We start from the raw sequence: 24,067 nt of genomic DNA, 5'->3' as shown, positions 1-24,067 counted from the left end.
GCGGTCACTTTTGGTTACGATGGGTGGTCGCCAACGCCGCAGCCAAGGTCGCCATGAGCAAGGAATCCACCGTCCATCTTTTTCGCCGGCTCGAGCAGCTCAACGGCATCGGTGCCGCGCTCTCGCGCGAGCGCGACATCGACCGGCTGCTGGAGAACATCCTGGAGGCCGCCAAGGCCATCACCGGGGCCGATGGCGGCACGCTCTACAGCGTGACCGAGGACCAGACGGCCCTGCGCTTCGAGATCGTGCGCACCGATTCGCTGGACATCCGCCTGGGCGGCACCACGGGCCGGCCCATCGATTTTCCGCAGTTGCCGCTGCGCAATGCCGATGGCTCGCCCAACGATACGCTGGTGGCGGCCTATGCGGCCATCCACGACCGCACGGTGAACGTGGCCGACGCCTACAGCGAAGAGGGCTTCGACTTTTCGGGCACGCGGCTGTTCGACCAGCGCACCGGCTACCGCTCGCAGTCCTTCCTCACGGTGCCCATGCGCAACCATGACCGCGAGCTCATCGGCGTGCTGCAGCTCATCAATGCGCGCGACCCCGCCACCGGCGAAGTCACCGAGTTCTCGACGGCCGACCAGAGCCTGGCCGAGTCGCTGGCCTCGCAGGCGGCGATTGCGCTGACCAACCGGCTTTTGATCACCCAGCTCGAACGCCTGTTCGAGTCGTTCGTGAACCTGATCAACCTGGCCATCGACGAAAAATCGCCCTACACCGGCGGCCACTGCCAGCGCGTGCCGGCCCTGACCATGATGCTGGCCGAGGCCGTGAACACCACGCAGGAGGGGCCGCTGGCATCCTTCACCATGACCGAGCGCGACCGCTACGAGCTCAAGATGGCCGGCCTGCTGCACGACTGCGGCAAGATCACCACGCCCGTGCACGTGGTGGACAAGGCCACCAAGCTGCAGACCCTGTACGACCGCATCGGCCTGGTGGATACGCGCTTCGAGGTGCTCAAGCGCGATGCCGAGCTGGCCGCCCTGCGCCGCCAGCTGGCGCTGCGCCCCGTGGTGGATGCCGCTGCCGAGGCGCATGAACTGCAGGGCCTGCAGCAGGGCATCCAGGCGCTGGAGGAGGAGCGCGAGTTCATGCGCCGCTGCAACCAGGGCGCCGAGGCCATGCGCGCCGAGGACCAGCAGCGCGTGCGCGACATCTCCGCCGCGCGCCAGTGGCGCAACCCGCAGGGCGTGCAGACCAGCTTTCTCACGGCCGAGGAGCTGGAGAACCTGACCATCCGCTCGGGCACGCTCACCCAGGCCGAGCGCGACACCGTGAACTACCACATCGTCGCCACCATCAAGATGCTGGAGACGCTGCCCTGGCCGCGCCACCTGAAGAACGTGCCCGAGTACGCGGGCGGCCACCACGAGCGCATGGATGGCAAGGGCTACCCGCGCGGCCTCACGCGCGACCAGATGTCGGTGCAGGCGCGCATGATGGGCATTGCCGACATCTTCGAGGCGCTGACTGCGGCCGACCGGCCGTACAAGAGCGGCATGACGCTGTCGCAGGCGCTGGCCATCATGTGCAAGATGCGCGACAACGGCCACATCGACCCCGACCTGTTCCAGGTGTTCGTGCGCGAAGGGGTCTATGCGCGCTACGGCAAGGAGTTTCTGGAGCCCGCGCAGGTGGACGAGATTCCCCCTGAGGTGATTGCCAGGGCGCTCGTCGGCTAACGTCTCACGCTACTTGCGCCATCAGCCACTGGTGGAAGGCCTCCATCGCCGGGCTGGGCACGCGTGATTTCAGCCGCGTGAGCCAGTAGGCGCCCCGCTGCAGCTCCAGCGCAAACGGGCGCACCAGCCGGCCCTGTTGCAGCTCGCGCGTGAACATGCTCACCGGCAGCAGCGCCACGCCCGCGCCCTGTACAGCCGCCTCGGCCAGGGTCAGGGACGAGTCGAACACGGCGCCGCGCACCACGGGGCAGGGCGCGCCGGCCGCATCGAACCAGGCCACCCATTCGTCCACGCGGTAGGTGCGCAGCAGCGGCTGGCGCGCCAGGTCGGCCGGGTGGCGCAGGTGGTGGGCCAGGGCGGGGGCGCACATGGCGGTCATGGGGGCGTGCAATATGCACTGCGCCTCGGTGCCGTGCCAGGCGCCATCGCCAAAGCGGATCGCGTAGTCCAGGCCCTCGCCGGCCATGTCCACCCGGTTGTTGTGGGTGAGCAGGCGCAGGTCCACGAAGGGGCAGGCCTGCTGAAAGTCGCGCAACCGCGGCAGCAGCCAGCCTACGGCAAAGGTGCCGACCACGCCCACGGTAAGCACCTCGCGCGGGCGGGCATCGCTCATGTGTTCGAGTGCGGCCGCAATGCGCTCGAAGGCATCGCTGAGCACCGGCAGCAGCGCCTGGCCTTCGTCCGTGAGCGCCAGGCCCCGGGGCAGGCGGCGAAACAGCGGCTTGCCCAGCCGGTCCTCCAGGTTGCGGATGTGCTGGCTCACGGCTGTCTGGCTCACGTTGAGCTCGTCGGCGGCGCGGGTCAGGTTCAGGTGGCGTGCCGACACCTCGAAGGCGCGCAGGGCGTTGAGCGGCAGGTGCATAAGTTTTTCTTGGGTCTCGGGTCGATTATTGTCGATGGTGCGCTGTTCGTCGAATCGGTATCGTTGCGTCTATTCCGTTCAACGACAGAGGTAAATGATGATTCGACGAGATTTCGTAGCTGCTTTCGGCTTGATTCCCCTGGCCGCCATGGCCCAGACCAGTCCGCAGAAAAACAGTGGCTCTGCTGCCGACACCGCCTGGCTGGCCGACCTGAAACGCATCGAGGCCAGCGTGGGCGGCCGCGTGGGCGTGGCGGCGCTCGATACCCATACCGGCCGGCAGATCGCGCACCGGGGGGGAGAGCGCTTTCCCATGGCCAGCACCTTCAAGCTGCTGCTGGCCGCGCAGACCCTGCGCCGCGTGGACCAGGGCCACGACAAGCTGGACCGCCGCATCACCTACACCAAAAAAGACCTGGTGACCTACTCGCCCGTGACCGAGCCGCACGCCGATGGCGCAGGCCTCACCGTGGAGGAGCTGTGCGCCGGCACCATGACCCTGAGCGACAACACCGCCGCCAACCTGCTGCTGGCCAGCAACGGCGGCCCACCCGCGCTCACGGCCTATGTGCGCTCGCTGGGCGACAGCATCACCCGGCTGGACCGCATCGAGCCCGAACTCAACGAGGCCAAGCCTGGCGACCCGCGCGACACCACCACGCCCGTGGCCATGGTGCACTGCATCCAGGCGCTGGCGTTGGGCCAGGCCCTGTCACCGGCCTCGCGCGAGAAGCTGCAGGGCTGGCTGCTGGCCAACAAGACAGGTGACAAGCGCCTGCGCGCCCGCCTGCCCGAGGGCTGGAAGGCAGGGGAGAAGACCGGCACCGCATCGCGCGGCACCAGCAACGATGCCGGCGTGTTCTGGCCGCCAGCGCGCAAGCCCATCGTGGTGAGCTGCTACCTGACCGGGGGCGAGGCACCGCCCGAGCAGCGCGATGCGGCCATGGCCGAGATCGGGGCGCTGGTGGCGCAGTGGGCCCTGGCAGCGTAGGGAGAGGGTTAGCCCTGCAGTGCCAGCAGTTGCTTGGCGTGCAGGGCCATCATCTTTTCTTCATTGGCGGCGATGACCAGGGTCTCGAAACCGCCCAGCATCGGCAGGCGCGCCAGCACTGCGGCGCGCACCGGCTCGGCGTTCTCGCCGATGCCGCCGGTGAACACCAGGGCATCGAGCCCGCCCATCGATACTGCCAGCATGGCCGTGTACTGCGCCACCTTCAGCGCAAAGTAGTCGACCGCAAAGGCCGCCTGCGGGTCGGCGCTGGCCAGCAGGGCCTGCATGTCGCTGCTGACACCGGACAGACCTTTGAGGCCCGACTCCTGGTACAGCAGCTGCTCGACCTGCGCGGCATCCATGCCCAGCTCGCGCTGCAGGTAGATCACGGCACCCGCATCGATGGCGCCGCTGCGCGTGCCCATGGGCAGGCCGTCCAGGGCGGTCATGCCCATGGTGGTGTCGACGCTGCGGCCTGCGTGCATGGCGCACAGGCTGGCGCCGTTGCCCAGGTGCGCGGCCACCACTCGGGCCTGCCCCAGGTCGGGGCGGGTGCGGGCCAGCTCGTGGGCCAGCCATTCGTACGACAGGCCGTGGAAGCCATAGCGGCGCACCCCCTGCGCGCGCACGCTCTCGGGCAGCGCAAAGGTCTGGAACAGCGGGTCCATGCGCGCATGGAAGGCGGTGTCGAAGCAGGCGATGTCCAGCGCATGGCTGGCAAGGCGCTCTGACGCTGCAATGCCGGCCAGGTTGTGCGGCTGGTGCAGGGGCGCCAGCGGGGCCAGGGCCTGGAGGCGGGCCACGATGTCCGGGGTAACGACCACAGGCGTGCGGAAGTCAGCACCGCCATGCACCACCCGGTGCACCACGGCCGCCAGGTGCCAGCCGTCGTCGTGCTGGTCGATCAGCGCGATCACGGCCGCCATGGCGGTGTCGTGGTCGGCCGCAGGCAAGGGCGTGCGCAGCGGGGCCTCGGCCCCAGCCAGGGTGGCCGACAGTTGCGCGCTGGTGCCGATGCCCGTCACCTTGCCCGCCATCAGCACGGCGAGGGATTCGCGCTCGAACACCTGGAACTTGATGCTGGACGAGCCGACGTTCAGCACCAGCAGCACGGGGGTGTTCTGCTTCATTTGATCAGCCCCTTGCTGCGGGCATGGGCCAGCAGCAGCGCCACGGCGCAGGACAGCAGGCGTGCCCGCTGGCTGTCGGCCCGGCTGGTCAGGATGATGGGTACGCGCGCGCCCAGCACGATGCCGGCGGCCTCGGCACCACTCAGAAAAATGAGCTGCTTGGCCAGCATGTTGCCCGCCTCGATATTGGGCACCAGCAGGATGTCGGCGTTGCCCGCGACCTCCGAGACGATGCCCTTGGTGCGGGCCGCCTCCGCGCTGATGGCATTGTCGAAGGCCAGCGGGCCATCGATCAGGCAGCCCGTGATCTGGCCCCGGTCGGCCATCTTGCACAGGGCGGCGGCATCGAGCGTGGCGATCATCTTCGGGCTGACGGTCTCTACCGCCGCCAGCACCGCCACCTTGGGCAGCACGTCGGCGCCGAACAGCGCATGCCAGAGATCGACGGCGTTCTGCACGATGTCGACCTTGGTGGCCAGGTCGGGCGCGATGTTCACCGCCGCGTCGGTGATGATGAAGGCCTTGGAGTAGCTCTCCTGGTCGATCAGAAAGGCGTGCGAAATGCGCCGCTCGGTGCGCAAGCCGGCGTCGCTCTTCACCACGGCGGCCATCAGCTCGTCGGAGTGCAGCGAGCCTTTCATCAGCGCATCGACCTCGCGGGCGGCGGCCAGGGCCACGGCCTTCGCAGCCGCGTCGTGGCTGTGCTCGGCATCGATCACCTGCCAGGCCGAGATGTCCACGCCCGCCGCTTTGGCCGCCTCGCGGGTGCGCGCGGCGGGCCCCACCAGCACGGGGGTGATCAGCCCGGCCTCGTGGGCCTCGCGCGCTGCCTGCAGCACATTGGCGCTGACCGCGTGGACGATTGCCGTGCGCGCTGGCGCCAGCGCGCGGCAACGGGTCAGCAGGGTGTCGGCATCAAAGCTGTTCATCGGGGGATCACCAGGGTTGGTTGGAAAACAAACAGGACGCCGGACCGGGTCATATATTGGTGCTCATACGAATTTGCATTCAATCGGATAACTAGGCGGGGAGCCGCAGACAGTGCTGTAGCACGGCAAGGCTCCCCAACGACGTTAGCCGGTTGAAGGCAAATTCGTCAGAGCTTCTTGACCAGCACCTGGCTGCGCCGGTCCCAGTTGTACTTGCGCTTGCGCGCCTCGGGCAGCCAGTCGGGGTCGGCGGGCTGAAAGCCGCGCTTGATGAACCAGTGCATGGTGCGCGTGGTCAGCACGAAAATGCTGTCCAGGCCCGCAGCGCGGGCGCGCTGCTCGATGCGCTTGAGCAGCTTTTCGCCATCACCCGTGCCCTGGCTTTGCGGTGACACGGTGACGGCGGCCATCTCGGCCGTCTTCGCCTCGGGGTAGGGGTAGAGCGCCGCGCAGCCGAAGATCACGCCATCGTGGTCGATGATGGTGTAGGCGGAGATGTCGCGCTCGATCTCGGTGCGGTCGCGCTTGACCAGGGTGCCGTCCTTCTCGAACGGCTCGATCAGCTGCAGGATACCGCCCACGTCGTCGATGGTGGCCTCGCGCAGCTCTTCGAGCTTTTCGTCGATCACCATGGTGCCGATGCCGTCGTGCACGTACACCTCCAGCAGCAGCGAGCCATCCACCGCAAACGGCAGAATGTGGCTGCGCTCCACGCCGGCCTTGCAGGCCTTCACGCAGTGCTGCAGGTAAAAGCCGGTGTCGGTGGGCTGCTGCGCGGTGGGCAGCGTGGCCAGCAGGGCCTGGGCTGCGGCCAGCGGCAGCTCGGTGTCGATGGGGTTGTCATCGCCCTCGGGCTCGCCGGGCAGCATGCGGATGCCGGGCACCTCGGTCAAAAAGATCAGCTTGTCGGCGCGCAGCTCGATGGCCACGCTGGTGGCGACTTCTTCCATGCTCAGGTTGAAGGCCTCGCCGGTGGGCGAGAAGCCGAACGGCGATAGCAGCACCAGCGCGCCCATGTCCAGCGTGCGCTGTATGCCGGCCACATCCACCTTGCGCACCAGGCCCGAGTGCTGAAAGTCCACCCCGTCCATGATGCCCACGGGCCGTGCCGTGAGGAAGTTGCCCGAGATCACGCGCACCGTGGCGCCGGCCATGGGCGTGTTGGGCAGGCCCTGGCTGAAGGCAGCCTCGATCTCGTAGCGCAGTTGGCCGGCGGCCTCCTGCGCGCAGTCGAGCGCCACCGAGTCGGTGATGCGGATGCCGTGCGAGTATTTGGCCTCATGCCCCTTGGCCGCCAACTGCTCGTTGACCTGCGGGCGAAAGCCGTGCACCAGCACGATCTTCACACCCATGGCCTGGATCAGCGCCAGATCCTGCGCAATGCTGTGCAGCTTGCCGGCCGCGATGCCTTCACCCGTCAGCCCGATCACGAAGGTCTGGTTGCGAAACTTGTGGATGTAGGGTGCTACCGAGCGGAACCAGGGGACGAAGGTAAAATTGAAAACGGCGGACATGGGCAGCGAGGGGTGGGGCGACCGAACAATAAGAATGCGTTGGCAGGCCGGCATCATAAGGGCGTACCCCGCCCCACGCTGCAGGCCGGATCACACGGCCTGGCGGAACGCGCCCAGTTTGGCCGCAAACGGCTCCAGCACCAGCCCTTCGTCCGGCAGGCCGCCCTGCACCGGGGCTGCCAGCGCAATGCCGCAGTCCTTGAGCAAAGCGACCATCTCCACCGGGGCGATGGTGCCCTGGTGCAGCAGCGCGTCCACCGTGCGGCCCAGGGCCTCGCGGTGGGTCTGCAGCAGTTCCTGGGCGCGCCGGTACTGCTGCTGCATCAGCGCCTCGATGGCCTCGTTGGTTGGGGCCACGTCGGTGTTGACGTGGTTGTCCATCTCCACCGTCACGTCGGTGCGGGCCAGGCGGGCGCCAAAGCCGTGGTGGCGGATGTAGCGCGCGGCCTCGGTCGTCACCTGCTTGTAGTCCTGCTCGGCACCGGTGGTGCAGGCCATTTCGCCGAACACCAGCTCCTCGGCCACGCGGCCGGCCAGGCCCACGCACATCATGTCCAGCGCGTTCTGCCGGGTGGTGGCTTTCAGGCTGGAAAAGCTGTTGTACCCGCCCTCGAACGAGGCGATGTTGATCTTCACCTCCTGCGGGGCATGGCCGAACAGCACGCAGTACGCCAGGCCGTGGCCGGCCTCGTGCACCGCCAGCAAAGCGCGAAAGTCGGCGTTGGCGCGCTGCTTGAGGCGGTTCAATTCCAGCACCACCGGGAAGGTGGCTTCTGCCGGCCCCTGCGGACCCTGGCCCTGCACCAGCAAATGCCGCTTGCCAGGCGCGAGCGTGATGGGGAACTCCTGCCCCAGCGGCAATTGCTCCTGCATGACCCACAGCGCGGCGTTGACCAGGTTGGCGCTGAGAATGGCGTGCACTGACGAGAACAGCGGCCGCGTGCCCTGCGCTGGAAAGACGGCATTGGCATACAGCTCATCGAGCACGTCCTGCCCGATGGCAAAGCGCACGCCGCACTGCGCAGCGATGTCGTCCACATAGCGCGTGCACAGGTTGCGGATGAGCTGCTCGTAGGTCGCCTTGCTGAACGAGGGGTAGATCACATGCTCGTTGCCCAGGCGCGCGATCTGCTCGGGCTTGAAGCGTTCGCCCAGCGCCTTCTTCACGTCGATCAGCGAGAGCTTGCGCGTGAGGCGGTGGAAGATGTCGGCGTCGGTATCGCAGTCCTCCACGCGCTGGGCGGTCTCGTGGTACATCTCGTCGAGGTTGCCGCAGACGAAGACCAGCAGCTTGCTGTAGTCGGTCTCCCATGCGTGGTGCGACTGCTGAAAGCGCGTGAACAGCGCCTGCACCTTGGCGGGCGGCCACTGCATGATCTCGGCCAGCGGCTCTTGCAGCTTGAGCATGCGCTTGAGCTCCTGCCCGTCCCAGGCGTCGAGCTGGAAGCGGTAGGGGGCCTTGCCCGCGCGCGCGTCGTCGTCGGTTTCGGCGCGCTCGGCCTCGTAGTGGGCGTCGGCCAGCTTGCGCTCGATGTTGGACAGCGCGCTCAGCGCAGGCGGCAGGCGCCCGTCGGAGAGCAGCGTCCACACGTCCTGGTAGCGCTCGACCTTCACGTCCTCGCCCTTGCGGTCCATGGTGCGAAAGCGCTGGAATTCGTCGAGCACCAGCACGCCCGGCGCGCCTTCGTGGATGCCCGAGTCGCCCAGCATGCCCGAGATGGTGGAGCTGCGGTAGCTGGCGCCGTGGCTGAAGCCGTCCATCTGCACTTCCACGAAGCGGTCGTAAAAGCCCAGCAGCTGCGCCAGGCGCCGCGTGAGCTGCGTCTTGCCGGTGCCGGTCAGGCCCCACAGGCAGACGATGACCGGGCGGCTGATGAGCTGGGGCAGCACGTACCAGGCGCGCACGGCATCGATCACTCGGTCGATCACGTCGTCGATGCCGAAGAGCTCGGCCTTGAGCTGCGCGGCCGCCTGGGCCAGCGCCTGCTGGCGCACGGCCAGCTCGGCCGCCGTCAAGGCGCCCGCAGGGGCAGGGCCCCCATGCGCATGCACGGGGGCCGGCGCTGCCTGCGCTGCGGTGGTGGGCAACCCGCCCGCGGCCAGTGCCGCGGTGGGGTGCAGGGGGTGCCGCAGGTGCGGCGGCACGTCGTTGGTGAATGGATTCATATCGTCAATCAATCAATCGTTCTGTAGCTTGCCTTGGATCGCCTTGCGCAGGGCGACGTTGTCCGCGCGGCGCTGGGCCCCGCGGCTGCGTATGTGCTTGCCTGCCGCGCTGGACAGGCTGCGCCGGGCCAGCGCGGTGGCCACAGGGTTTCTGGGCGGGCCCGAGGGTTCGAGCTTCAGCACCAGGGGCTGCTTCATGCGGCGCAGCTTTTTGATTTCACCCTGGGCGTAGGCGCGGGACAATTTTTGGGCACTCATGTGCACTCCACAAACAAAAAACCCCGGCAAGGTAGCCAGGGCTTGTGGAGCGCTGCACTGGGTGCAAGGTGCGCTTGTTTGCCGTGGCTGGACTCGTGAATGCACAGTCCAGCCGGGGCGGTGGACTGTGGTCAGGCAGGAGCGAACAAGGGAACAAACATGGCGGTGACCTCCAGGGCTTTCAGCGGTGGCCGACATGGCCAAGCGTTGCGGAAAGAAGGCGCCATTGTGGCGAGCCGCGCAGCGTGTGGCAAGCCGGGGGCGTTGCAAAAACGCTGACTGTCGCGTGAAAGGAACAGTGACCGCGTGCGCCGATCAATCGCCCTGGCGATAGACCCAGCCCGCTGCGTGCAGCCACTCCTGCTGGTCCTGCGTCCGTACGACCAGTTCGACCAGGTCGCGGCCTTCGTGCAGCGGCACCTGCACCGCCATGCCGGCGCGGTCTGCCGACAGGGGGAGCAAGAGCTGGCGGTCATCCCAGAACAGGTAGCCGCGCAGCTCGGGCAACTCCCTCAGGGTGGCAGTGGCCATGCTGCCGGCTGCCAGCAGGATCGATTCCGGCGCTTCGTTGGCCTGGATCCAGGTGGTGTCCAGGCGGTCGGCCCAGGCGGCGGGCAGCGGGGCGCTTGCGCGGGGCATCTGCTGTGCCATCGGCGTGGTGACCCAGTAGTGCCCGGCGCGGGCCGGCTCGCGCGACAGCAGGTAGCGCCGGCCATCGGCCTGCTCCCAGCGGTAGTGCGTGCCGGGCTTGGCATCCGCCCACCACCAGCCATCGCTGCGCAGGCGCAGGCCGTCGCACAGCGGTTCCCAATCCTTGAGCGCCGCGGACCACACCGAGATATCGACCTGCTGGCTGTCGGGCGAAACCACCTTCAACGGCTTGGACGCACGTCCATAGATGCCGAGCACGGCATCGACCTCGGTGGCGGACGACGTGGCGACCGAAGGCGCGGTGGCGCTCACCTTGCCGGGCAGGGCCAGCAGGTGGCCGGTCTCCTGCAAGGCCCGCAGCAGGATGCCTTCGGCGATGGGGCCGGGGCGAAAGCCCGGGGCGTTGCCCGTGAGCAGCAAGGCCATGCCGGCCTGGGGCAGCACATAGAAGTCGCTGGCGCAGAACACCGTGCTGCCGCTCTTTTGCCAGGCCCGCACGCCGGCGGCGTCCAGGCCCGGCTGCTGCGTGCTGTCCCAGCCCAGGCCCCAGTGCCAGTCGGGGGCCAGGTCGATGCGCAGGCCCTGGTTCTGGTCGCGGCCCATCTCCAGCACGCCGGCCTTCGAGACCACGCGCTGGCCATCCTGCTCGCCGCCCTGTATCAGCAGGGCGGCAAGCCGCATCATGTCGCCGGGCGTGGTGCACAGCCCGCTCGTAGCGTAGCCCATCACGAACTCCTGCCCTTGCCGGGCCTGGCCGATGTAGCCCGGCGCGAAGCTGCCCTCGGGCAGGGGCCGCAGCGTGAAGCCCGAGCGGCCCATGCTGAGCGGCGTGAGGATGGCCGACTGCACGAACGCGGGGTAGCTCTGGCCCGTGACGGCCTGCACGATGCGCTCGATCAACGTGAAGCCATCATTGCAGTAGACCGCCATGGCCCCAGGGGCGTGTTTGAGGTGCATGTCGGCCAGCGCGGCCTCCACCCCGGCCGCATACCCTGGAATCGGGGCAAACGCGAACATGTTGTGCAGGTAGGTGCCGGGCAGGCCCGAGGCATGGCTGAGCAAATGCCGCACGGTGATGTCTCGGTAGCCGGACGACAGCATGCTGAACTGCGGCAGGTAGCGCACCACCGGGGCATCGAGCTGCACCAGTTGGCGGTCTGCGAGGATCATGACGGCCAGCGCCGCGACCACCTTGCTGACCGAGCCCACGTTGAACCGGGTTTCCGGCGTGGCGGGGGCGGCCGGGGTGGCTGGGTTGGCAGAGGTATCGCGCAGCACCCCAAAGGCCTCCTGCCAGACGATGCGGTCACCGTACATCACCGCAATCGAGGCGGCCCGTGTGTCACTGGCCTGCATGGCCTGGCGGATCTGGCGGCGGCCCCAGGCCATGGTGGCATCCAGGTTGGGCGCGGGGGCGCCGCTGCCACCGCAGCCGGGCAGCCAGGGGGCCAGTGCCGCGGTGCCGGTCCATGCCAGCCAGTCGCGGCGCGATGGGGTGGGGATGCGTTCGTCCAGGGGAGGCTTGGAAGCAGATGTCTGCGGGGGCATTCGGGATATTCTGGGGTGCGCGCAGCGTGACGACATTGCCGGTGGGTGATGGGGTGATTACATCCTGAAAATCACCCGGTCCAGCAGTCGTTTCGCACCGAAAAGCTTACCCGATGGGGCGGCAGCGTGCCCCCTGGCCGCTCGCGCATGGCCGGTGTTGCACAAGGCCAACGCCTGCCTCGGATAATGCGGGCTTCATGACCGACTCCACGCTTCCCCTTTCCAAGCCCGCCCAGCCCGCCCAGCCCGTCGCGCCTGCCAGGCCCCCCGCCAAGCTGCACATCGAGTTCCCCGAATCCCTGCCCGTCTCGGGCAAGCGCGAGGAGATCATGGCGGCCATCCGCCAGCACCAGGTCGTCATCGTCTGCGGCGAAACCGGCTCGGGCAAGACCACGCAGCTGCCCAAGATCGCGCTGGCCCTGGGCCGGGGCAAGTGCAATGCGCCGGCAGGGCACAAGGGCCAGATGATCGGCCACACCCAGCCGCGCCGCATTGCGGCCAGCAGCGTGGCCAAGCGCATCGCCGAAGAGCTCAAGACGCCGCTGGGCGACGTGGTGGGCTTCAAGGTGCGCTTTCAGGACCGGCTCTCGCGCGATGCCTCGGTCAAGCTCATGACGGACGGCATTTTGCTGGCCGAGACGCAGACCGACCCGCTGCTCAAGGCCTACGACACCATCATCATCGACGAAGCGCACGAGCGCAGCCTGAACATCGACTTCCTGCTGGGCTACATCCGCCAGATCCTGCCGCGCCGGCCGGATCTCAAGGTGGTGGTGACCTCGGCCACCATCGATGCGGACCGGTTTGCCAAGCACTTCGAGTCGGCCAAGGGGCCTGCGCCCATCATCTATGTGTCGGGACGCACCTTTCCGGTAGAGCAGCGCTGGCGGCCCTTCGAGGACACGCGCGACTACGGCCTCAACGAAGCCATCGCCGATGGCGTGGACGAACTCTGGCAGGGCAATGCGGCCGGTGACATCCTGATCTTTCTGCCGGGCGAGCGCGAGATCCGCGAGGCCGCCGACCACCTGCGCAAGCACCTGGCCCACCAGCCGGTGATGCGCAACGCCGAGGTGCTGCCCTTGTTCGCCCGCCTGTCGCAGGCCGAGCAGGACCGCATTTTCGACGGCCACACCGGCCGCCGCCTGGTGCTGGCCACCAATGTGGCCGAAACTTCGCTCACGGTGCCCGGCATCCGCTACGTGATCGATGCGGGCACGGCCCGCGTCAAGCGCTATAGCTTTCGCAGCAAGGTGGAGCAACTGCTGGTCGAGCCCATCAGCCAGGCAGCGGCCAACCAGCGCGCGGGCCGCTGCGGCCGGGTGGCCAACGGCATCTGCATACGCCTGTACGACGAGGCGGACTTCAACGCCCGCCCGCGCTTCACCGACCCGGAAATCCTGCGCAGCTCGCTGGCGGGCGTGATCCTGCGCATGAAGTCGCTGCACCTGGGTGACGTGGTGCAGTTCCCCTTCATCGAGGCGCCTTCGGGCCGCGCGATTGCCGACGGCTACCAACTGCTGGGCGAGCTGGGCGCGGTGGACGAGGCCAATGAGCTCACGCCCATGGGCGTGGAGCTGTCGCGCCTGCCGCTCGACCCGCGCGTGGGCCGCATGATTCTGGAGGCACGCGACCGCAAGGCGCTGGACGAGGTGCTGGTGATTGCCAGCGCCCTGAGCGTGCAGGATGTGCGCGACCGCCCCCTGGAGGCGCAGCAGCAGGCCGACCAGGCCCACGCCAAGTTCGACGACGAAAAGAGCGAGTTCAGCGGCTACCTCAAGCTGTGGAAGTGGATCAACGAGGCCCGGGGCGGGGCGCCCACGCTGCCATCGGCCCGCGCGCAAAAGGCCATGGCCAACCAGCGCGCGCCCTCGCAGGCCTTTTTGCCTGTAGCGCAGCGCATGGTGGCCGCTGCAGCGCCAGCGCCCGCCGTGGCCAGTGCCGACGCGCATGCGCCCACGCACAAGCTGAGCAACCGCCAGTACGAGCAGCTGCTGCGCCAGAACTTCATCAGCATCCGCCGCTTGCGCGAGTGGCGCGACATCCATACCCAGTTGCTCACCGTGGTGGCCGAGCACAAGTGGGCCATCAACAGCCATCCCGCCAGCTACGAGCAACTGCACCTGTCGATGCTGGCGGGCCTGCTGGGCAACATCGGCGCGCGCAGCGAAGAGGAAGACTGGTACCTGGGCGCGCGCGGCATCAAGTTCTACAAGCACCCCGGCGCCCACCTGGCCAAGAAGCCTGGCCGCTGGATCGTGGCGGCCGAACTGGTGGAGACCACGCGCCTGTTCGGCCGGGGCATTGCCGCCATCGAGCCGCAGTGGCTCGAAGAGGTGGGCAGCCACCTGCTCAAGAAGCAACTGCTCGACCCGCACTGGGAGAAGAAGTCGGCCGAGGTCACGGCGCTGGAACGCGCCACGCTCTACGGCCTGGTGGTCTACAACGGCCGGCGCATCAACTTCGGCAAGATCGACCCGCATGCGGCGCGCGAGATCTTCATCCGCGAAGCGCTGGTGGGCGGCAACTGGGAGAGCAAGCTGCCCTTCCTGGCCGCCAACCAGAAGCTTATCGCCAAAGTGGAGGAGCTGGAACACAAGTCGCGCCGCCAGGACGTGCTGGTGGACGACGAGCTGATCTACGCCTTCTACGACCAGCAACTGCCGCCCGACGTGTGCAGCGGCCATGGCTTCGAGGCCTGGTACCGCGAGGCCTCGCGCCAGCAGCCCGAGTTGCTCAAGCTCACGCGCGAAGAGCTCATGCGCCACGAGGCCGCGGGCATCACCAGCAACGCCTTTCCCAAGACCGTGCGCCTGGGTGGGGTGGATTGCGCGGCCACCTACCTGCACGAGCCCGGCGACGCGCGCGACGGCATCACCGTGACCATACCGCTGTTCGTGCTCAACCAGGTGAACGATGAGCGCTGTGAATGGCTGGTGCCCGGCATGCTCAAGGACAAGATCCAGGCCCTGCTCAAGAGCCTGCACCAGCGCCCGCGCAGCCGCTTTGTGCCGCTGCCCGAGAATGCCACCCGCCTGGCCGCGCTGCTGGGCGCGCCCGAACGCTTCGGCACGGGCAGCCTGACCGACGTGCTGCTCAAGCAGGTGCGCGACGAGACCTCGCTCGACGTGAAGCGCGCCGACTTCAAGCTCGACATGCTCAGCCCGCACCTGTTCATGAACTTCCGCGTGGTGGACGAGCATGGCCGCCAGCTCGGCCATGGGCGCAACCTGGGCGCCTTGAAGGCCGAATGGGGCGCCAAGGCGCGCGGCGCCTTCCAGGCGCTGGCGGGGCTCAAGCTGGCCGCAGGCGTGCCGCCGCAGCCAGAAGTACCGGCGCCTGCAGCCAAAGGCGGGTCTGCTGCGGCCCCGGCATCGGGCAAGGGGCAATCCCCGGCGCTGGCACAGCCGACAGCCAAGCCTGCTGCACCTGCAGGCCAGCGCTACACGGCGTGGACCTTTGGCGAGCTGCCCGAGCTGATGGAGATCCGCAAGGCCGGGCAGACGTTGATCGGCTTTCCGGCCCTGATCGACGGCGGCGATGCGGTGACCATCGAGGTCTTCGACGAGCCCGAGGTGGCTGCCGCCAAGCACCGTGCCGGCCTGCGCCGCCTGTTCGCGCTGCAGATCAAGGACGCGCTCAAGTACCTCGAAAAGAACATCCCCGACCTGCAGAAGATGGCCGTGGCCTACATGCAGGTGGGCCGCAACGCCGACGGCACCGGCGGCGGCACGCAGGAGGAGCTGCGCGCCCAGATCATCGACGTGGCGCTGGACCGCGCCTTCCTGCTCGACCCGCTGCCCACCGACGAGTACGCCTTCAAGCGCCGGCTGGAGGAGGGCAGGGGCCGCCTGACCCTGATCGCCAATGAGGTGGCGCGCCTGGCGGGCACCATCCTCATCGAGTTTGCTGCGGCCGCGCGCAAGATCAAGGACACCAAGAACGCCCCCGAGGCCACGCAGGACGCCCAGCAGCAACTGGCCCGCCTGATGCCCAAGAACTTCATCGCCATCGCGCCCTGGACGCAACTGGCCCACTACGCGCGCTACCTCAAGGCCATCACCCTGCGCCTGGACAAATACCGCGCCGACCCCGCGCGCGACGCCGCCAAGCTGGCCGAGGTACGCCCGCAGGAGCAGCGCTACTGGCGCCTGGTGGCCGAACGCAAGGGCCAGGTAGACAGCCGCATGCAGGAGCTGCGCTGGCTGCTGGAAGAGCTGCGCGTGAGCTTCTTCGCACAGGAGCTGCGCACGCCGCAGCCGGTGAGCGTCAAGCGGCTGGAGAAGCTGTGGGCGCAGGTGAACAGTTGACCTGTCCTTGCAGGCGCGCGCAGGTTTTCATCGCCGGGCCTCGCTGCCACCACTCAGATCGAGAGCCCATTGCCGACGCGCGGGCTCGCTGAATCTGTCTTTTCTGCCGGGGCGGAGTGCCCACAATGGCCTGTCTCGTCGCGTGGCACCCGGCCCTGGCGCGCCCGGATCTGGAAGTCTGATCAGGGCGCTGCACGTCTTTGCGGGCATAGGTGGGCCGCAGATTGCGCAGGGACTGGCAAAAATGGGTTAGGCTGATTCGCTCCATTGCGCAAGCGCCCACTCTTTCAAAAGGAGACTCCATGGACATCAAGGCCATCGCTGTCGACACGGGGGGAACTGTGCTGGACTGGCACAGCGGTGTTCGCGTTGCATTCCGCCGGACAGGCGGTGCGCACCGCCTGCAAAGAGACTGGCATTCCATCACCAACGACTACCGGCGCCGGGCCATGAAACGCATCGTGGGGCAGGTGGGGCCGAAATTCAACATCGACGACGTGCACCGCTCGTGCCTGTCGCAGGTCGTCGCCGACCATGGCCTGCAGGCGTTCAGTGAACAGGAGCGCGGGCAGCTCGCCGATAGCTGGCACCGCCTGCATGCATGGCCTGATTTTGCAGACGCACTGGCACGCATGCGCACCCGCTTTCCCGTGGTCTCGTTCTCCATGCTCCCTGTTGCCTTGCTGGTTGCTGTCTCCCGTCGCAACGACATCGCCTGGGATGCCGTGATCTCGTGCGAGATGATCGGTGCATACAAGCCCAACCCAGAGGCCTACCTGCAAGCGGCCGAATGGATGAACCTGCTGCCTGCCGATATTCTGATGGTGGCCTGTCACAACTTCGACTTGAACGCTGCCCGCGCCTGCGGCTTCAAAACCGCTTTTGCCCGACGCCCCGATGAATGGGGGCCTGAGGGTCCTCCCGATCCAACGGCGCATCCCGACTGCGACATCGTGGTCGACGAATTCACTGCGCTTGCGCAGGCCCTGGTTCCCTGGCGTGCCTGTCTGGCGCCGTTTCGGACCGTGATTGCCACCTTCACGAGAGTACTTATGCCCATTTCAGACCCTTTGCGATGTGGATTCCGCGCGGCATCCGGCGCTCACAATCCATGAAGGCGCGCTTTCGCCAATTTCTGAGTGCGCTCGGTGACTCCTTCTGGCTGCTGCCCGCAGCGCTGGTGGTGCTCGGGATTCTGCTGGCGTTCGGGCTGCTGCGCCTGGACCGGAGCGACCTTCTGCCAGCATGGCTCATCGGCAGCACCTGGATCTACAACGGCGGGGGAACCGGTGCGAGAACGCTGCTGGGCGTCATTGCCTCATCCGCCATTGGCGTTGCCGGGACCGTCTTTTCCATCACCATCGCTGCGCTTTCGCTGGCAGCGGGGCAAATGGGGCCGCGCCTGCTACACAACTTCACCCGTGACCGCGGCGTTCAGATCACGCTAGGTGCATTCCTGGGCACATTTTCCTATGCGCTGATGGTTCTGCGCAGTGTTCGCACCCAGGAAGAAGGTCCCTTCACGCCCCACCTGGCATTGACGTTCGGCATTGTCCTGGCCTTGGCCTGCGTCGGCACACTCGTCTACTTTGTTGCGCACATGGCTGGCCGCATCAATGTCGACACCGTGGTGAACCTGGTCAGCGAAGATGTGCGCTCGGCAGTGCAGGGTGTGCTGGCCGATGAGCCGCCAGCGCAGGTTCCATCTGGCGACTTCTGGGCACAGGCGACGCCGGTGGTGGATGCCCGGCAGGGCTATCTGCAGCAACTCGATGAAACCAAACTCGCCGACTGGGCCTCGCAGCATGGCACTGCCATCAGGTTGCTCGTGCGGCCAGGGGACTACGTTTTTCCGGGCGCACCGATTGCCCTGATGACGGTCCATGTTCCGGGCGCCGAAGCCGCCATACGCGATGCCACGGCCCTGGGCAACACCCGCAGTGGAGGCAATGCAGAGTATGCGATCCGACAACTGGTCGAGGTGGCGGTGAGGGCCCTTTCACCGGGCATCAATGACCCCAATACCGCCATGAGTGTGCTGGATCGCCTGGGAGCTGCGCTGTGCGATATCGCCGGGCACCATTTGCCCAGCGGGGTGTCTACGCGCGGCGACAGCGTGGTGTTGGTGGTGCCGGATATCGGATATGCCGGCCTGGTGAATGTGATGTTTCACATGATCCGGCAAAGCGCGGCCGCCAATGCGGCCGTGCTGATCAAGCTCCTGGACGTATTGACTGCGGTGGTCGTCTGCGAATCTGCCACTGATCGCAAGGAGTCGCTGGCCCACCACGCCGAGTTGGTGTGGGCGGACGCGCGGCGCCAGTTGGGCAACCGATCCGATCGTCAGGACGTGCACCGCCGCTATCGCAGTTTTCGAAGTGCTGCGGCCTCCGGTGTACTCGGTGCCGTCGGCGTGAAAACGGAACACTCGGAGATACGGATTTAAAACATGCTTGATATTGCCGCGATCTGCCTCGTCATCACTGCGCTCCTCGCGTACCTCAACCACCGCCTGACCCGGCTTCCCACCACCATTGGTGTGATGGCGATTGCGCTGGCACTTTCCCTGGCCATGGTGGGGCTTGACGCAGCCGGGTTGGACCATGGCCTGCGCCGGTACGAAGAGTCGTTCATCCGGTCCATCGATTTTTCCGACGTACTCATGCAGGGCATGCTGTCGTTTCTGCTGTTCGCAGGCGCGCTGCACGTGGACCTCGGCGCCTTGAAGAAATTCCGCTGGCAGGTGGCGGCGCTTGCGCTGGTGGGAACGGTCGTGTCCACCGTCGTTGTGGGAGGGTTGATGTGGCTGGCTCTGCCGCACATCGGTCTTCCTTTGCCCTTGCTGTATTGCCTTCTGTTTGGCGCCCTGATCTCGCCAACCGATCCCATCGCGGTCATGGGCATTCTCAAGTCCGCTGGCGCACCCAAGGAGCTTGAACTGGTCATCGCAGGGGAATCTCTGTTCAACGATGGCGTCGGCGTGGTCGTCTTTGCACTGTTGCTGGGTGTACTGTCCAGCGGAGAGACGCCAACGTTTGCAGCCGCCGGCACGTTGCTGCTGCGCGAGGCGGGGTGGGCATTGCCTTTGGCCTGGTGCTGGGCTACGTGGTCTTTCGCATGCTCAAGAGCATCGACCAGTACCAGGTCGAGGTGCTGCTGACCTTGGCGGCGGTCATGGGCGGGTACGCGTTTGCCAGCCACCTGCATGTATCGGGGCCGCTGGCCATGGTGGTGTGCGGACTGATCATCGGCAACGGTGGACGGGCGCGGGCAATGTCTGATAGCACGCGGCGCTACATCGACATGTTCTGGGAGCTTGTGGACGAGATCCTGAATGCAGTGCTCTTCGTGCTGATCGGGCTTGAGGTGATTCTTATCGCTTTTTCGGCACCATTGGTGTTTGGCGGCATGTTGGCCATTGGGATCACCCTTTGCGCCCGGTGGCTCACCGTAGGCCTGCCTGTCGCCCTCGGGCGCGGGTGGTTCGCGCTTCCTCCAGGTGCGGCCCATGTCATGACCTGGGGCGGGCTGCGCGGCGGCATTTCTGTCGCGCTGGCACTTTCCCTGCCGGGTGGTGCGCAGCGTGAGATCGTGCTGGCACTGACTTATTGCGTGGTGGTCTTTTCCATTCTGGTGCAGGGCTTGACGATTGGCCGGGTCACCCAGAAGGCTGTCGGAACGCCTGCGGTCACCCGCTTGCCATAGCAACGACCGGTCAGGCCCGCGCGCACGGCCACGGGCAGCACTGCCGCATGCTGCCCAGGCGATGCCGTCTGAAGGGATGGGCGCAGGAGGATGCGGCCGCATTCCTCCTTGCGCAGCGGACGGTGGGCGGCCCCGACTTCTCCGCTATGGGGTACATTTAACATTCCATCCAGATGGTTTGTTTTAATGACCGAAGCCCACCGACGCCAGAAGCACCCCGAACTGGTGCGCAGCCAGTTGCTGGCCGTGGTGCGTACGCTGCTGGTCGAGCAGGGGCCCCATGCGGTCACGCTCGATGCCGTGTCGGCCCGTGCCGGCGTGACCAAGGGTGGGCTGCAGCACCACTTTCGCAGCAAGCAGGCACTGCTCGATGCGCTGAGCGACCAGTTGTTCGAGGAATTCCAGCAGGGCTACGCCCAGGCACTGGCCCAGGAAGAGGACGGCCGGCCGGGCCGGCATGCCCGCGCCTATGTCCGCACGGCGTTCGACGAGGGCACCGATTGCAACCGGGTGGAGGCCCAGCGCGCCATCGGCCTGCTGGCGCTGACCTTGCCGCACTGTCGGGAGCAGTGGAGCGCCACGATGCAGGCCGCCCTCGCTGAGGATGGCGATGACACGCAGGTGGCCGACCGCCTGCTGGCCTGCCGCATGGCGGCCGACGGCTACTGGTTCAGCCAGATGCTCGACGTGTACCCGATGGACGAAGCGCGCAAGGCCCGCATCCTGAAAACCCTGCTCGATCTGTGCAACTGATTTCAAAAAGCGAGTACCCATGAATCTCACCACTGCCTACCTGTTGCTGGGCATTGCCATCGTCTCCGAAGTGATCGGCACCTCGGCGCTCAAGGCCTCCGAGGGCTTCACCCGCCTGGGGCCCAGCGCCATCACGGTGGTCACCTACAGCCTGTCTTTCTACCTGCTGTCGCTCACGCTCAAGACCCTGCCTGTCGGCATTGCCTATGCGATCTGGTCGGGCGTGGGCATCGTGCTGATCTCGGCCGTGGGCTGGGTGGTCTACGGGCAGAAACTCGACCTGCCGGCGGTGGTCGGCCTGGGCATGATCATTGCCGGGGTGCTGGTCGTGAACCTCTTTTCCAAGAGCGTGGGCCACTGAGCCCGCTCTTTCTTTCCTGATTTATGGTGATGCCATGACCGCTTCGTTAGCCTGCTCCTCCTCCGCTGCCACCTCGCCTGCGGTCGTGCCCATCATGGGCCAGGCCCTGGCGCGGGCCGACGTGTTGGCCCTGTTGGAGCGCGGTGCCGGCCCACTGCACTTCGAGCAATGCGACTTCGAAAGGGCAGACCTGTCGCGGCTGGAGCTGCGCGGGGTGCAGTTCACCGAGTGCGTGCTGGCCGAGGCGTCTTTTGAAAAGTCGAACCTCACCGACAGCCGCTGGCTGGGCTGCCGCGCCGGGCTGGCCAACTTCCACCTGGCGGACCTGACTGATGCGCGCTGGTACCGCTGCGACCTGAACAACACCAGTTGGGCACGCAGCAAGCTGGGCTCTGCCGTGTTTGCCGAGGTCAAGCTCACCGGTGCAAGCTTTCGCGAGGCGCACACGCTGGGCCTCGCGTTTCACGATTCGCTGCTGGTGGGGGCGGACCTGCGCGGCATGTCGTTTCGCAAGCAGACCATTGGCCAGTTGGACATGAGTGACGCCGACCTGGGCGCCTGCGACTTCCGCGATGCCGTGTTCGAGGGCGGCAGCCTGCGCGATGCCAACCTCAAGAACGCCCGCTTCGACGGCGCCGACCTGCGGGCCGTGGATCTGGGCGGGCTGCGCATCGCCAATGTGGCGCAGTTCTTCAAGGGGGCCGTGATTTCGCAGGACCAGGCGGCTGCGCTGGTGAGCGAACTGGGGGTGCGGGTGATGTAGATCGCCTCGGTGAGCCTGTTCACTCAGCACTCAATTGTGCATGCGCTGAATTCAGCAACTGCCGAGCAAGCCTGTAGATTCCGGGACATTTGCTCTCGCGAGGACCTGTCACATTCAGTGTCTGGATGGAGTGTTGTCGCATCCATGTTTGGAGTCGGGTTGCGGAATCCTCAAGGGGGTGCTCACCCAGCTGAAGCACCAGGTGGGGCTTGTCCATTATTTGGGCGAAACTCCGTGTCGCCAGCGTGCCTCCAGTGAGCTCTCCCATGTTCAGGATAAGGGTGGCATCGCTGTCTTGCACGTTCAGTCGGTTGTGCTGTCGGTATCCGCCTTCAGTGAGTTCTTGGAGCTGGTACTTGAGGGGGAGACACCCGTCTTCCGCACATCGTCCGCTGGGCGCCCATCCGGCGTGCACGTATCCATGGGCAATGGCAAAGTCCAGGGCATCACGATCAACTCCGGTCTGCCCGCCGGACTGGATGGTTTGGCACAGTCTTTTTGGTGTGGCCGGTATCGGTCGAAAAGACGCAAGCTCTAAGAGTGTTCCATCGGCGAGGACTTCGCGGCGCGCCTCCAGCCGTTGGTTGGGGTCGTCAAATGGTTTGAGGTACACCACGGTGTATTGTTCCCCAACCTCCTCCTTCAGCCAGCGCGAGAGTTGCAGTCCACGGGTATGGAAGGCTATCCAGTCCCAGTCGCGGTCATCCACATCTGGCTGATAAAACTCCATGTGGTCGAAGTCCATCGCCCAGTCCGCAAACTTCTGCCACAACCCCTCGGACATCAGGAAGGAATTGTCCCAGAAGGTGGCGTCATAAAGGTTCGGGCCAATCCCGCCCCAGCTTGCAGGATCCCTGTTGATCCAGAGAAAAGCCCCGAGGGCGTACTCTGGCAGCACGGTGAGTACGGGGCGGGCATCCATCCTGGTGAGAGAAGTCATTTTCTGCCGTGCGGCTCACAAGTGACGTCGCCAACCCCGAGTGGCTGCTCAGCTCGGATCGCGGTGAATCTGATCCGGCTCGGGCGAGAACAGATCCCAGGTCGCCATGAACAGCGCCGCGATCACCGGGCCGATGACGAAGCCCGTGAGGCCAAACAAGCCCAGACCGCCCAGGGTGGAGATGAGCACCACGTAATCGGGCATCTTGGTGTCCTTGCCGACCAGGATGGGGCGCAGGACGTTGTCCACCAGGCCGATGACGCCGATGCCGTAGGCGATCAGCACCACACCTTGCCACACCGCGCCGGTGGCCAGGAAGTAGATGGCCACGGGCAGCCAGATCAGGCCGGCGCCCACGGCGGGCAGCAGCGACAGAAAGGCCATGAGCACGCCCCAGAGCACGGGGCCCTGGATGCCCAGGATCCAGAAGATCAGCCCGCCCAGGGCACCCTGCGAAGCGGCGACCACGATGTTGCCCTTGACCGTGGCGCGGATCACGGTGGTGAACTTGGTGACCAGCTGGCGCTTGTGATCGGTCTCGAGAGGGATGGCGCGGCCGATGCGGGCGCCCAGGGCGGCGCCATCGCGCAACAAAAAGAACAGCAGGTACAGCATGATGCCGAAGCCCACCAGGAACTCGAGCGTGTTCTGGCCGATGTTGACCGCCTGGGTGGCGATGAACTGGCTGGCCTGCACGGCCACGGACGAAAGTCGCTCCTGGAGCTGCGCCACCGAGGTCAGGTTGAAGCGGTCCAGCAGGTTCACGGCCCACTGGGGCAGGGCAGCGATGACCTGCTGGAAGTACATGCCGAAGTTGAGCTGCCCCGTGCGCGTGCGCTCGTAGATGGCCGTGGCCTCCTGGACCAGCGAGACGGTGAGGAAGGCCACCGGCAGGATCACGATCACCAGGCACAGCCCCAGCGTGATCAACGCGGCCAGGTTGGTGCGCGGGCGCAGGCGCCGCAGCACCTTGCGGTGCAGCGGTGCGAACAGGATGGCCAGCACCATGCCCCAGAACACCGCACCGTGGAACTGCCAGAGGATGGCGCCGAAGGCCACGGTGACCAGCACCAGTAGCAGCAGGAAAGTCTTGTCTTGGAGTGTGTTGGGGCTCATTGGAACCTGTTGAGAACGTATACCCGCCCTATCGCGTGTACCCGCAATGTACGCGAGGTGCTGCGGCACCCTGCATTTCCATGGCACGCAGATACATATGGGCCGCGCTTGGAACCTGTTTACGATCTCCCAGGGGTCGCGCAGCGGCCTTGGCGGGTGGGGTGCTAGGCGCGGTGCGCAGCCAATAGCTCGGCTATTGGCAAGCGCCGCAACGCCGCAGACCGCCCGCCAAGGCCGCTGCCCGAAGGGTTGGGGCGAAATCGGGCGATTGAATGCCCCGGCTGCTTGCATGGGCATGAGCCCATGCTGCGCATCCGAAGCATCCACTCATCCCGATTGCGCTCCAACGCGATCCCCTGCGAGATCGTAAACAGGT

At 66.5% G+C, this 24,067-nt stretch carries 19 protein-coding genes; 10 read left to right on the top strand and 9 right to left on the bottom strand.

All coding sequences use genetic code 11. From position 1 onward, the window contains the following. Positions 1–53 precede the first annotated feature (53 nt). Positions 54–1,694 (top strand): HD domain-containing phosphohydrolase, encoded by a 1,641-nt coding sequence (locus ACSQ9E_RS12805; protein ID WP_436217986.1) that lies wholly within the window; start codon positions 54–56, stop codon positions 1,692–1,694. Positions 1,695–1,698: 4 nt separating this feature from the next. Here ACSQ9E_RS12805 and ACSQ9E_RS12800 read toward each other — a convergent pair whose 3' ends face one another. After that, positions 1,699–2,556, bottom strand: a complete 858-nt coding sequence (locus ACSQ9E_RS12800; protein WP_436217985.1) for a LysR substrate-binding domain-containing protein — start codon at positions 2,554–2,556, stop codon at positions 1,699–1,701. A gap of 148 nt (positions 2,557–2,704) precedes the next feature. On the opposite strand from ACSQ9E_RS12800, the gene bla reads away from it, so the two are divergent. Continuing rightward, the gene (bla, locus tag ACSQ9E_RS12795) at positions 2,705–3,547 is read left to right on the top strand and encodes a class A beta-lactamase (RefSeq protein WP_436220213.1); all 843 of its coding nucleotides are present in this window, start codon (positions 2,705–2,707) and stop codon (positions 3,545–3,547) included. Between the two features lie 8 nt (positions 3,548–3,555). On the opposite strand, the gene ACSQ9E_RS12790 is transcribed toward bla, so the two are convergent. From ACSQ9E_RS12790 to ACSQ9E_RS12765, 6 genes are all read right to left on the bottom strand, one after another. Further along, positions 3,556–4,677: an acetate/propionate family kinase gene (locus ACSQ9E_RS12790; protein ID WP_436217984.1), complete on the bottom strand. Its 1,122-nt coding sequence runs from the start codon at positions 4,675–4,677 to the stop codon at positions 3,556–3,558. Beyond that, positions 4,674–5,606, bottom strand: coding sequence for a bifunctional enoyl-CoA hydratase/phosphate acetyltransferase (locus ACSQ9E_RS12785; protein WP_436217983.1), 933 nt, complete (start codon positions 5,604–5,606; stop codon positions 4,674–4,676). Before ACSQ9E_RS12785 ends, ACSQ9E_RS12790 begins: the two co-directional genes overlap by 4 nt. A 167-nt stretch (positions 5,607–5,773) precedes the next feature. Continuing rightward, positions 5,774–7,120 (bottom strand): amino-acid N-acetyltransferase, encoded by a 1,347-nt coding sequence (argA, locus tag ACSQ9E_RS12780; RefSeq protein WP_057267409.1) that lies wholly within the window; start codon positions 7,118–7,120, stop codon positions 5,774–5,776. A 90-nt stretch (positions 7,121–7,210) separates the two neighbouring features. Continuing rightward, positions 7,211–9,286 (bottom strand): AAA family ATPase, encoded by a 2,076-nt coding sequence (locus ACSQ9E_RS12775; RefSeq protein ID WP_436217982.1) that lies wholly within the window; start codon positions 9,284–9,286, stop codon positions 7,211–7,213. A gap of 12 nt (positions 9,287–9,298) precedes the next feature. Continuing rightward, positions 9,299–9,544 carry a hypothetical protein gene (locus ACSQ9E_RS12770; protein ID WP_436217981.1) on the bottom strand — a complete coding sequence of 82 codons (246 nt, stop codon included), beginning with the start codon at positions 9,542–9,544 and terminating at the stop codon, positions 9,299–9,301. Between the two features lie 315 nt (positions 9,545–9,859). Then, complete coding sequence (locus ACSQ9E_RS12765) at positions 9,860–11,743, bottom strand: serine hydrolase domain-containing protein (RefSeq protein WP_436217980.1); 1,884 nt, start codon at positions 11,741–11,743, stop codon at positions 9,860–9,862. A gap of 197 nt (positions 11,744–11,940) precedes the next feature. On the opposite strand from ACSQ9E_RS12765, the gene hrpA reads away from it, so the two are divergent. From hrpA to ACSQ9E_RS12725, 8 genes are all read left to right on the top strand, one after another. Continuing rightward, complete coding sequence (gene hrpA, locus ACSQ9E_RS12760; protein ID WP_436217979.1) at positions 11,941–16,053, top strand: ATP-dependent RNA helicase HrpA; 4,113 nt, start codon at positions 11,941–11,943, stop codon at positions 16,051–16,053. Between the two features lie 302 nt (positions 16,054–16,355). Beyond that, positions 16,356–17,168: an HAD-IA family hydrolase gene (locus ACSQ9E_RS12755; protein ID WP_436217978.1), complete on the top strand. Its 813-nt coding sequence runs from the start codon at positions 16,356–16,358 to the stop codon at positions 17,166–17,168. Next, complete coding sequence (locus ACSQ9E_RS12750; protein WP_436217977.1) at positions 17,165–18,499, top strand: DUF2254 domain-containing protein; 1,335 nt, start codon at positions 17,165–17,167, stop codon at positions 18,497–18,499. The genes ACSQ9E_RS12755 and ACSQ9E_RS12750 overlap by 4 nt, the downstream gene beginning before the upstream one ends. 3 nt (positions 18,500–18,502) lie before the next feature. After that, positions 18,503–19,213, top strand: coding sequence for a cation:proton antiporter domain-containing protein (locus tag ACSQ9E_RS12745; protein WP_436217976.1), 711 nt, complete (start codon positions 18,503–18,505; stop codon positions 19,211–19,213). After that, positions 19,171–19,758 carry a cation:proton antiporter domain-containing protein gene (locus ACSQ9E_RS12740; RefSeq protein ID WP_436217975.1) on the top strand — a complete coding sequence of 196 codons (588 nt, stop codon included), beginning with the start codon at positions 19,171–19,173 and terminating at the stop codon, positions 19,756–19,758. Before ACSQ9E_RS12745 ends, ACSQ9E_RS12740 begins: the two co-directional genes overlap by 43 nt. A 186-nt stretch (positions 19,759–19,944) precedes the next feature. Then, entirely contained in the window at positions 19,945–20,511 is a 567-nt protein-coding gene (locus ACSQ9E_RS12735; protein WP_436217974.1) for a TetR/AcrR family transcriptional regulator, read from the top strand. Positions 20,512–20,530: 19 nt separating this feature from the next. Beyond that, positions 20,531–20,872, top strand: coding sequence for an SMR family transporter (locus ACSQ9E_RS12730; RefSeq protein ID WP_436217973.1), 342 nt, complete (start codon positions 20,531–20,533; stop codon positions 20,870–20,872). Between the two features lie 34 nt (positions 20,873–20,906). Beyond that, complete coding sequence (locus ACSQ9E_RS12725) at positions 20,907–21,635, top strand: pentapeptide repeat-containing protein (protein WP_436217972.1); 729 nt, start codon at positions 20,907–20,909, stop codon at positions 21,633–21,635. A gap of 19 nt (positions 21,636–21,654) precedes the next feature. On the opposite strand, the gene ACSQ9E_RS12720 is transcribed toward ACSQ9E_RS12725, so the two are convergent. Together ACSQ9E_RS12720 and ACSQ9E_RS12715 are read right to left on the bottom strand one after the other, a co-directional pair. Beyond that, positions 21,655–22,575, bottom strand: a complete 921-nt coding sequence (locus ACSQ9E_RS12720; RefSeq protein WP_436217971.1) for a putative molybdenum carrier protein — start codon at positions 22,573–22,575, stop codon at positions 21,655–21,657. Positions 22,576–22,623: 48 nt separating this feature from the next. Then, complete coding sequence (locus tag ACSQ9E_RS12715; protein ID WP_436178376.1) at positions 22,624–23,691, bottom strand: AI-2E family transporter; 1,068 nt, start codon at positions 23,689–23,691, stop codon at positions 22,624–22,626. Positions 23,692–24,067 lie beyond the last annotated feature (376 nt).

Origin of the sequence: Acidovorax sp. LjRoot118 (assembly GCF_964253575.1) — a bacterium.
GTDB lineage: Bacteria > Pseudomonadota > Gammaproteobacteria > Burkholderiales > Burkholderiaceae_C > Acidovorax.
This window is presented reverse-complemented; position numbering and strand designations above follow the sequence as displayed.

Excerpts from the sequence above, each read along its gene's own strand:
- ACSQ9E_RS12805 (WP_436217986.1), top strand. The coding sequence starts at position 54 with ATGAGCAAGGAATCCACCGTCCATCTTTTTCGCCGGCTCGAGCAGCTC.
- ACSQ9E_RS12800 (WP_436217985.1), bottom strand. The coding sequence starts at position 2,556 with ATGCACCTGCCGCTCAACGCCCTGCGCGCCTTCGAGGTGTCGGCACGC.
- bla (WP_436220213.1), top strand. The coding sequence starts at position 2,705 with ATGGCCCAGACCAGTCCGCAGAAAAACAGTGGCTCTGCTGCCGACACC.
- ACSQ9E_RS12790 (WP_436217984.1), bottom strand. The coding sequence starts at position 4,677 with ATGAAGCAGAACACCCCCGTGCTGCTGGTGCTGAACGTCGGCTCGTCC.
- ACSQ9E_RS12785 (WP_436217983.1), bottom strand. The coding sequence starts at position 5,606 with ATGAACAGCTTTGATGCCGACACCCTGCTGACCCGTTGCCGCGCGCTG.
- argA (WP_057267409.1), bottom strand. The coding sequence starts at position 7,120 with ATGTCCGCCGTTTTCAATTTTACCTTCGTCCCCTGGTTCCGCTCGGTA.
- ACSQ9E_RS12775 (WP_436217982.1), bottom strand. The coding sequence starts at position 9,286 with ATGAATCCATTCACCAACGACGTGCCGCCGCACCTGCGGCACCCCCTG.
- ACSQ9E_RS12770 (WP_436217981.1), bottom strand. The coding sequence starts at position 9,544 with ATGAGTGCCCAAAAATTGTCCCGCGCCTACGCCCAGGGTGAAATCAAA.
- ACSQ9E_RS12765 (WP_436217980.1), bottom strand. The coding sequence starts at position 11,743 with ATGCCCCCGCAGACATCTGCTTCCAAGCCTCCCCTGGACGAACGCATC.
- hrpA (WP_436217979.1), top strand. The coding sequence starts at position 11,941 with ATGACCGACTCCACGCTTCCCCTTTCCAAGCCCGCCCAGCCCGCCCAG.
- ACSQ9E_RS12755 (WP_436217978.1), top strand. The coding sequence starts at position 16,356 with ATGGACATCAAGGCCATCGCTGTCGACACGGGGGGAACTGTGCTGGAC.
- ACSQ9E_RS12750 (WP_436217977.1), top strand. The coding sequence starts at position 17,165 with ATGAAGGCGCGCTTTCGCCAATTTCTGAGTGCGCTCGGTGACTCCTTC.
- ACSQ9E_RS12745 (WP_436217976.1), top strand. The coding sequence starts at position 18,503 with ATGCTTGATATTGCCGCGATCTGCCTCGTCATCACTGCGCTCCTCGCG.
- ACSQ9E_RS12740 (WP_436217975.1), top strand. The coding sequence starts at position 19,171 with ATGCTCAAGAGCATCGACCAGTACCAGGTCGAGGTGCTGCTGACCTTG.
- ACSQ9E_RS12735 (WP_436217974.1), top strand. The coding sequence starts at position 19,945 with ATGACCGAAGCCCACCGACGCCAGAAGCACCCCGAACTGGTGCGCAGC.
- ACSQ9E_RS12730 (WP_436217973.1), top strand. The coding sequence starts at position 20,531 with ATGAATCTCACCACTGCCTACCTGTTGCTGGGCATTGCCATCGTCTCC.
- ACSQ9E_RS12725 (WP_436217972.1), top strand. The coding sequence starts at position 20,907 with ATGACCGCTTCGTTAGCCTGCTCCTCCTCCGCTGCCACCTCGCCTGCG.
- ACSQ9E_RS12720 (WP_436217971.1), bottom strand. The coding sequence starts at position 22,575 with ATGACTTCTCTCACCAGGATGGATGCCCGCCCCGTACTCACCGTGCTG.
- ACSQ9E_RS12715 (WP_436178376.1), bottom strand. The coding sequence starts at position 23,691 with ATGAGCCCCAACACACTCCAAGACAAGACTTTCCTGCTGCTACTGGTG.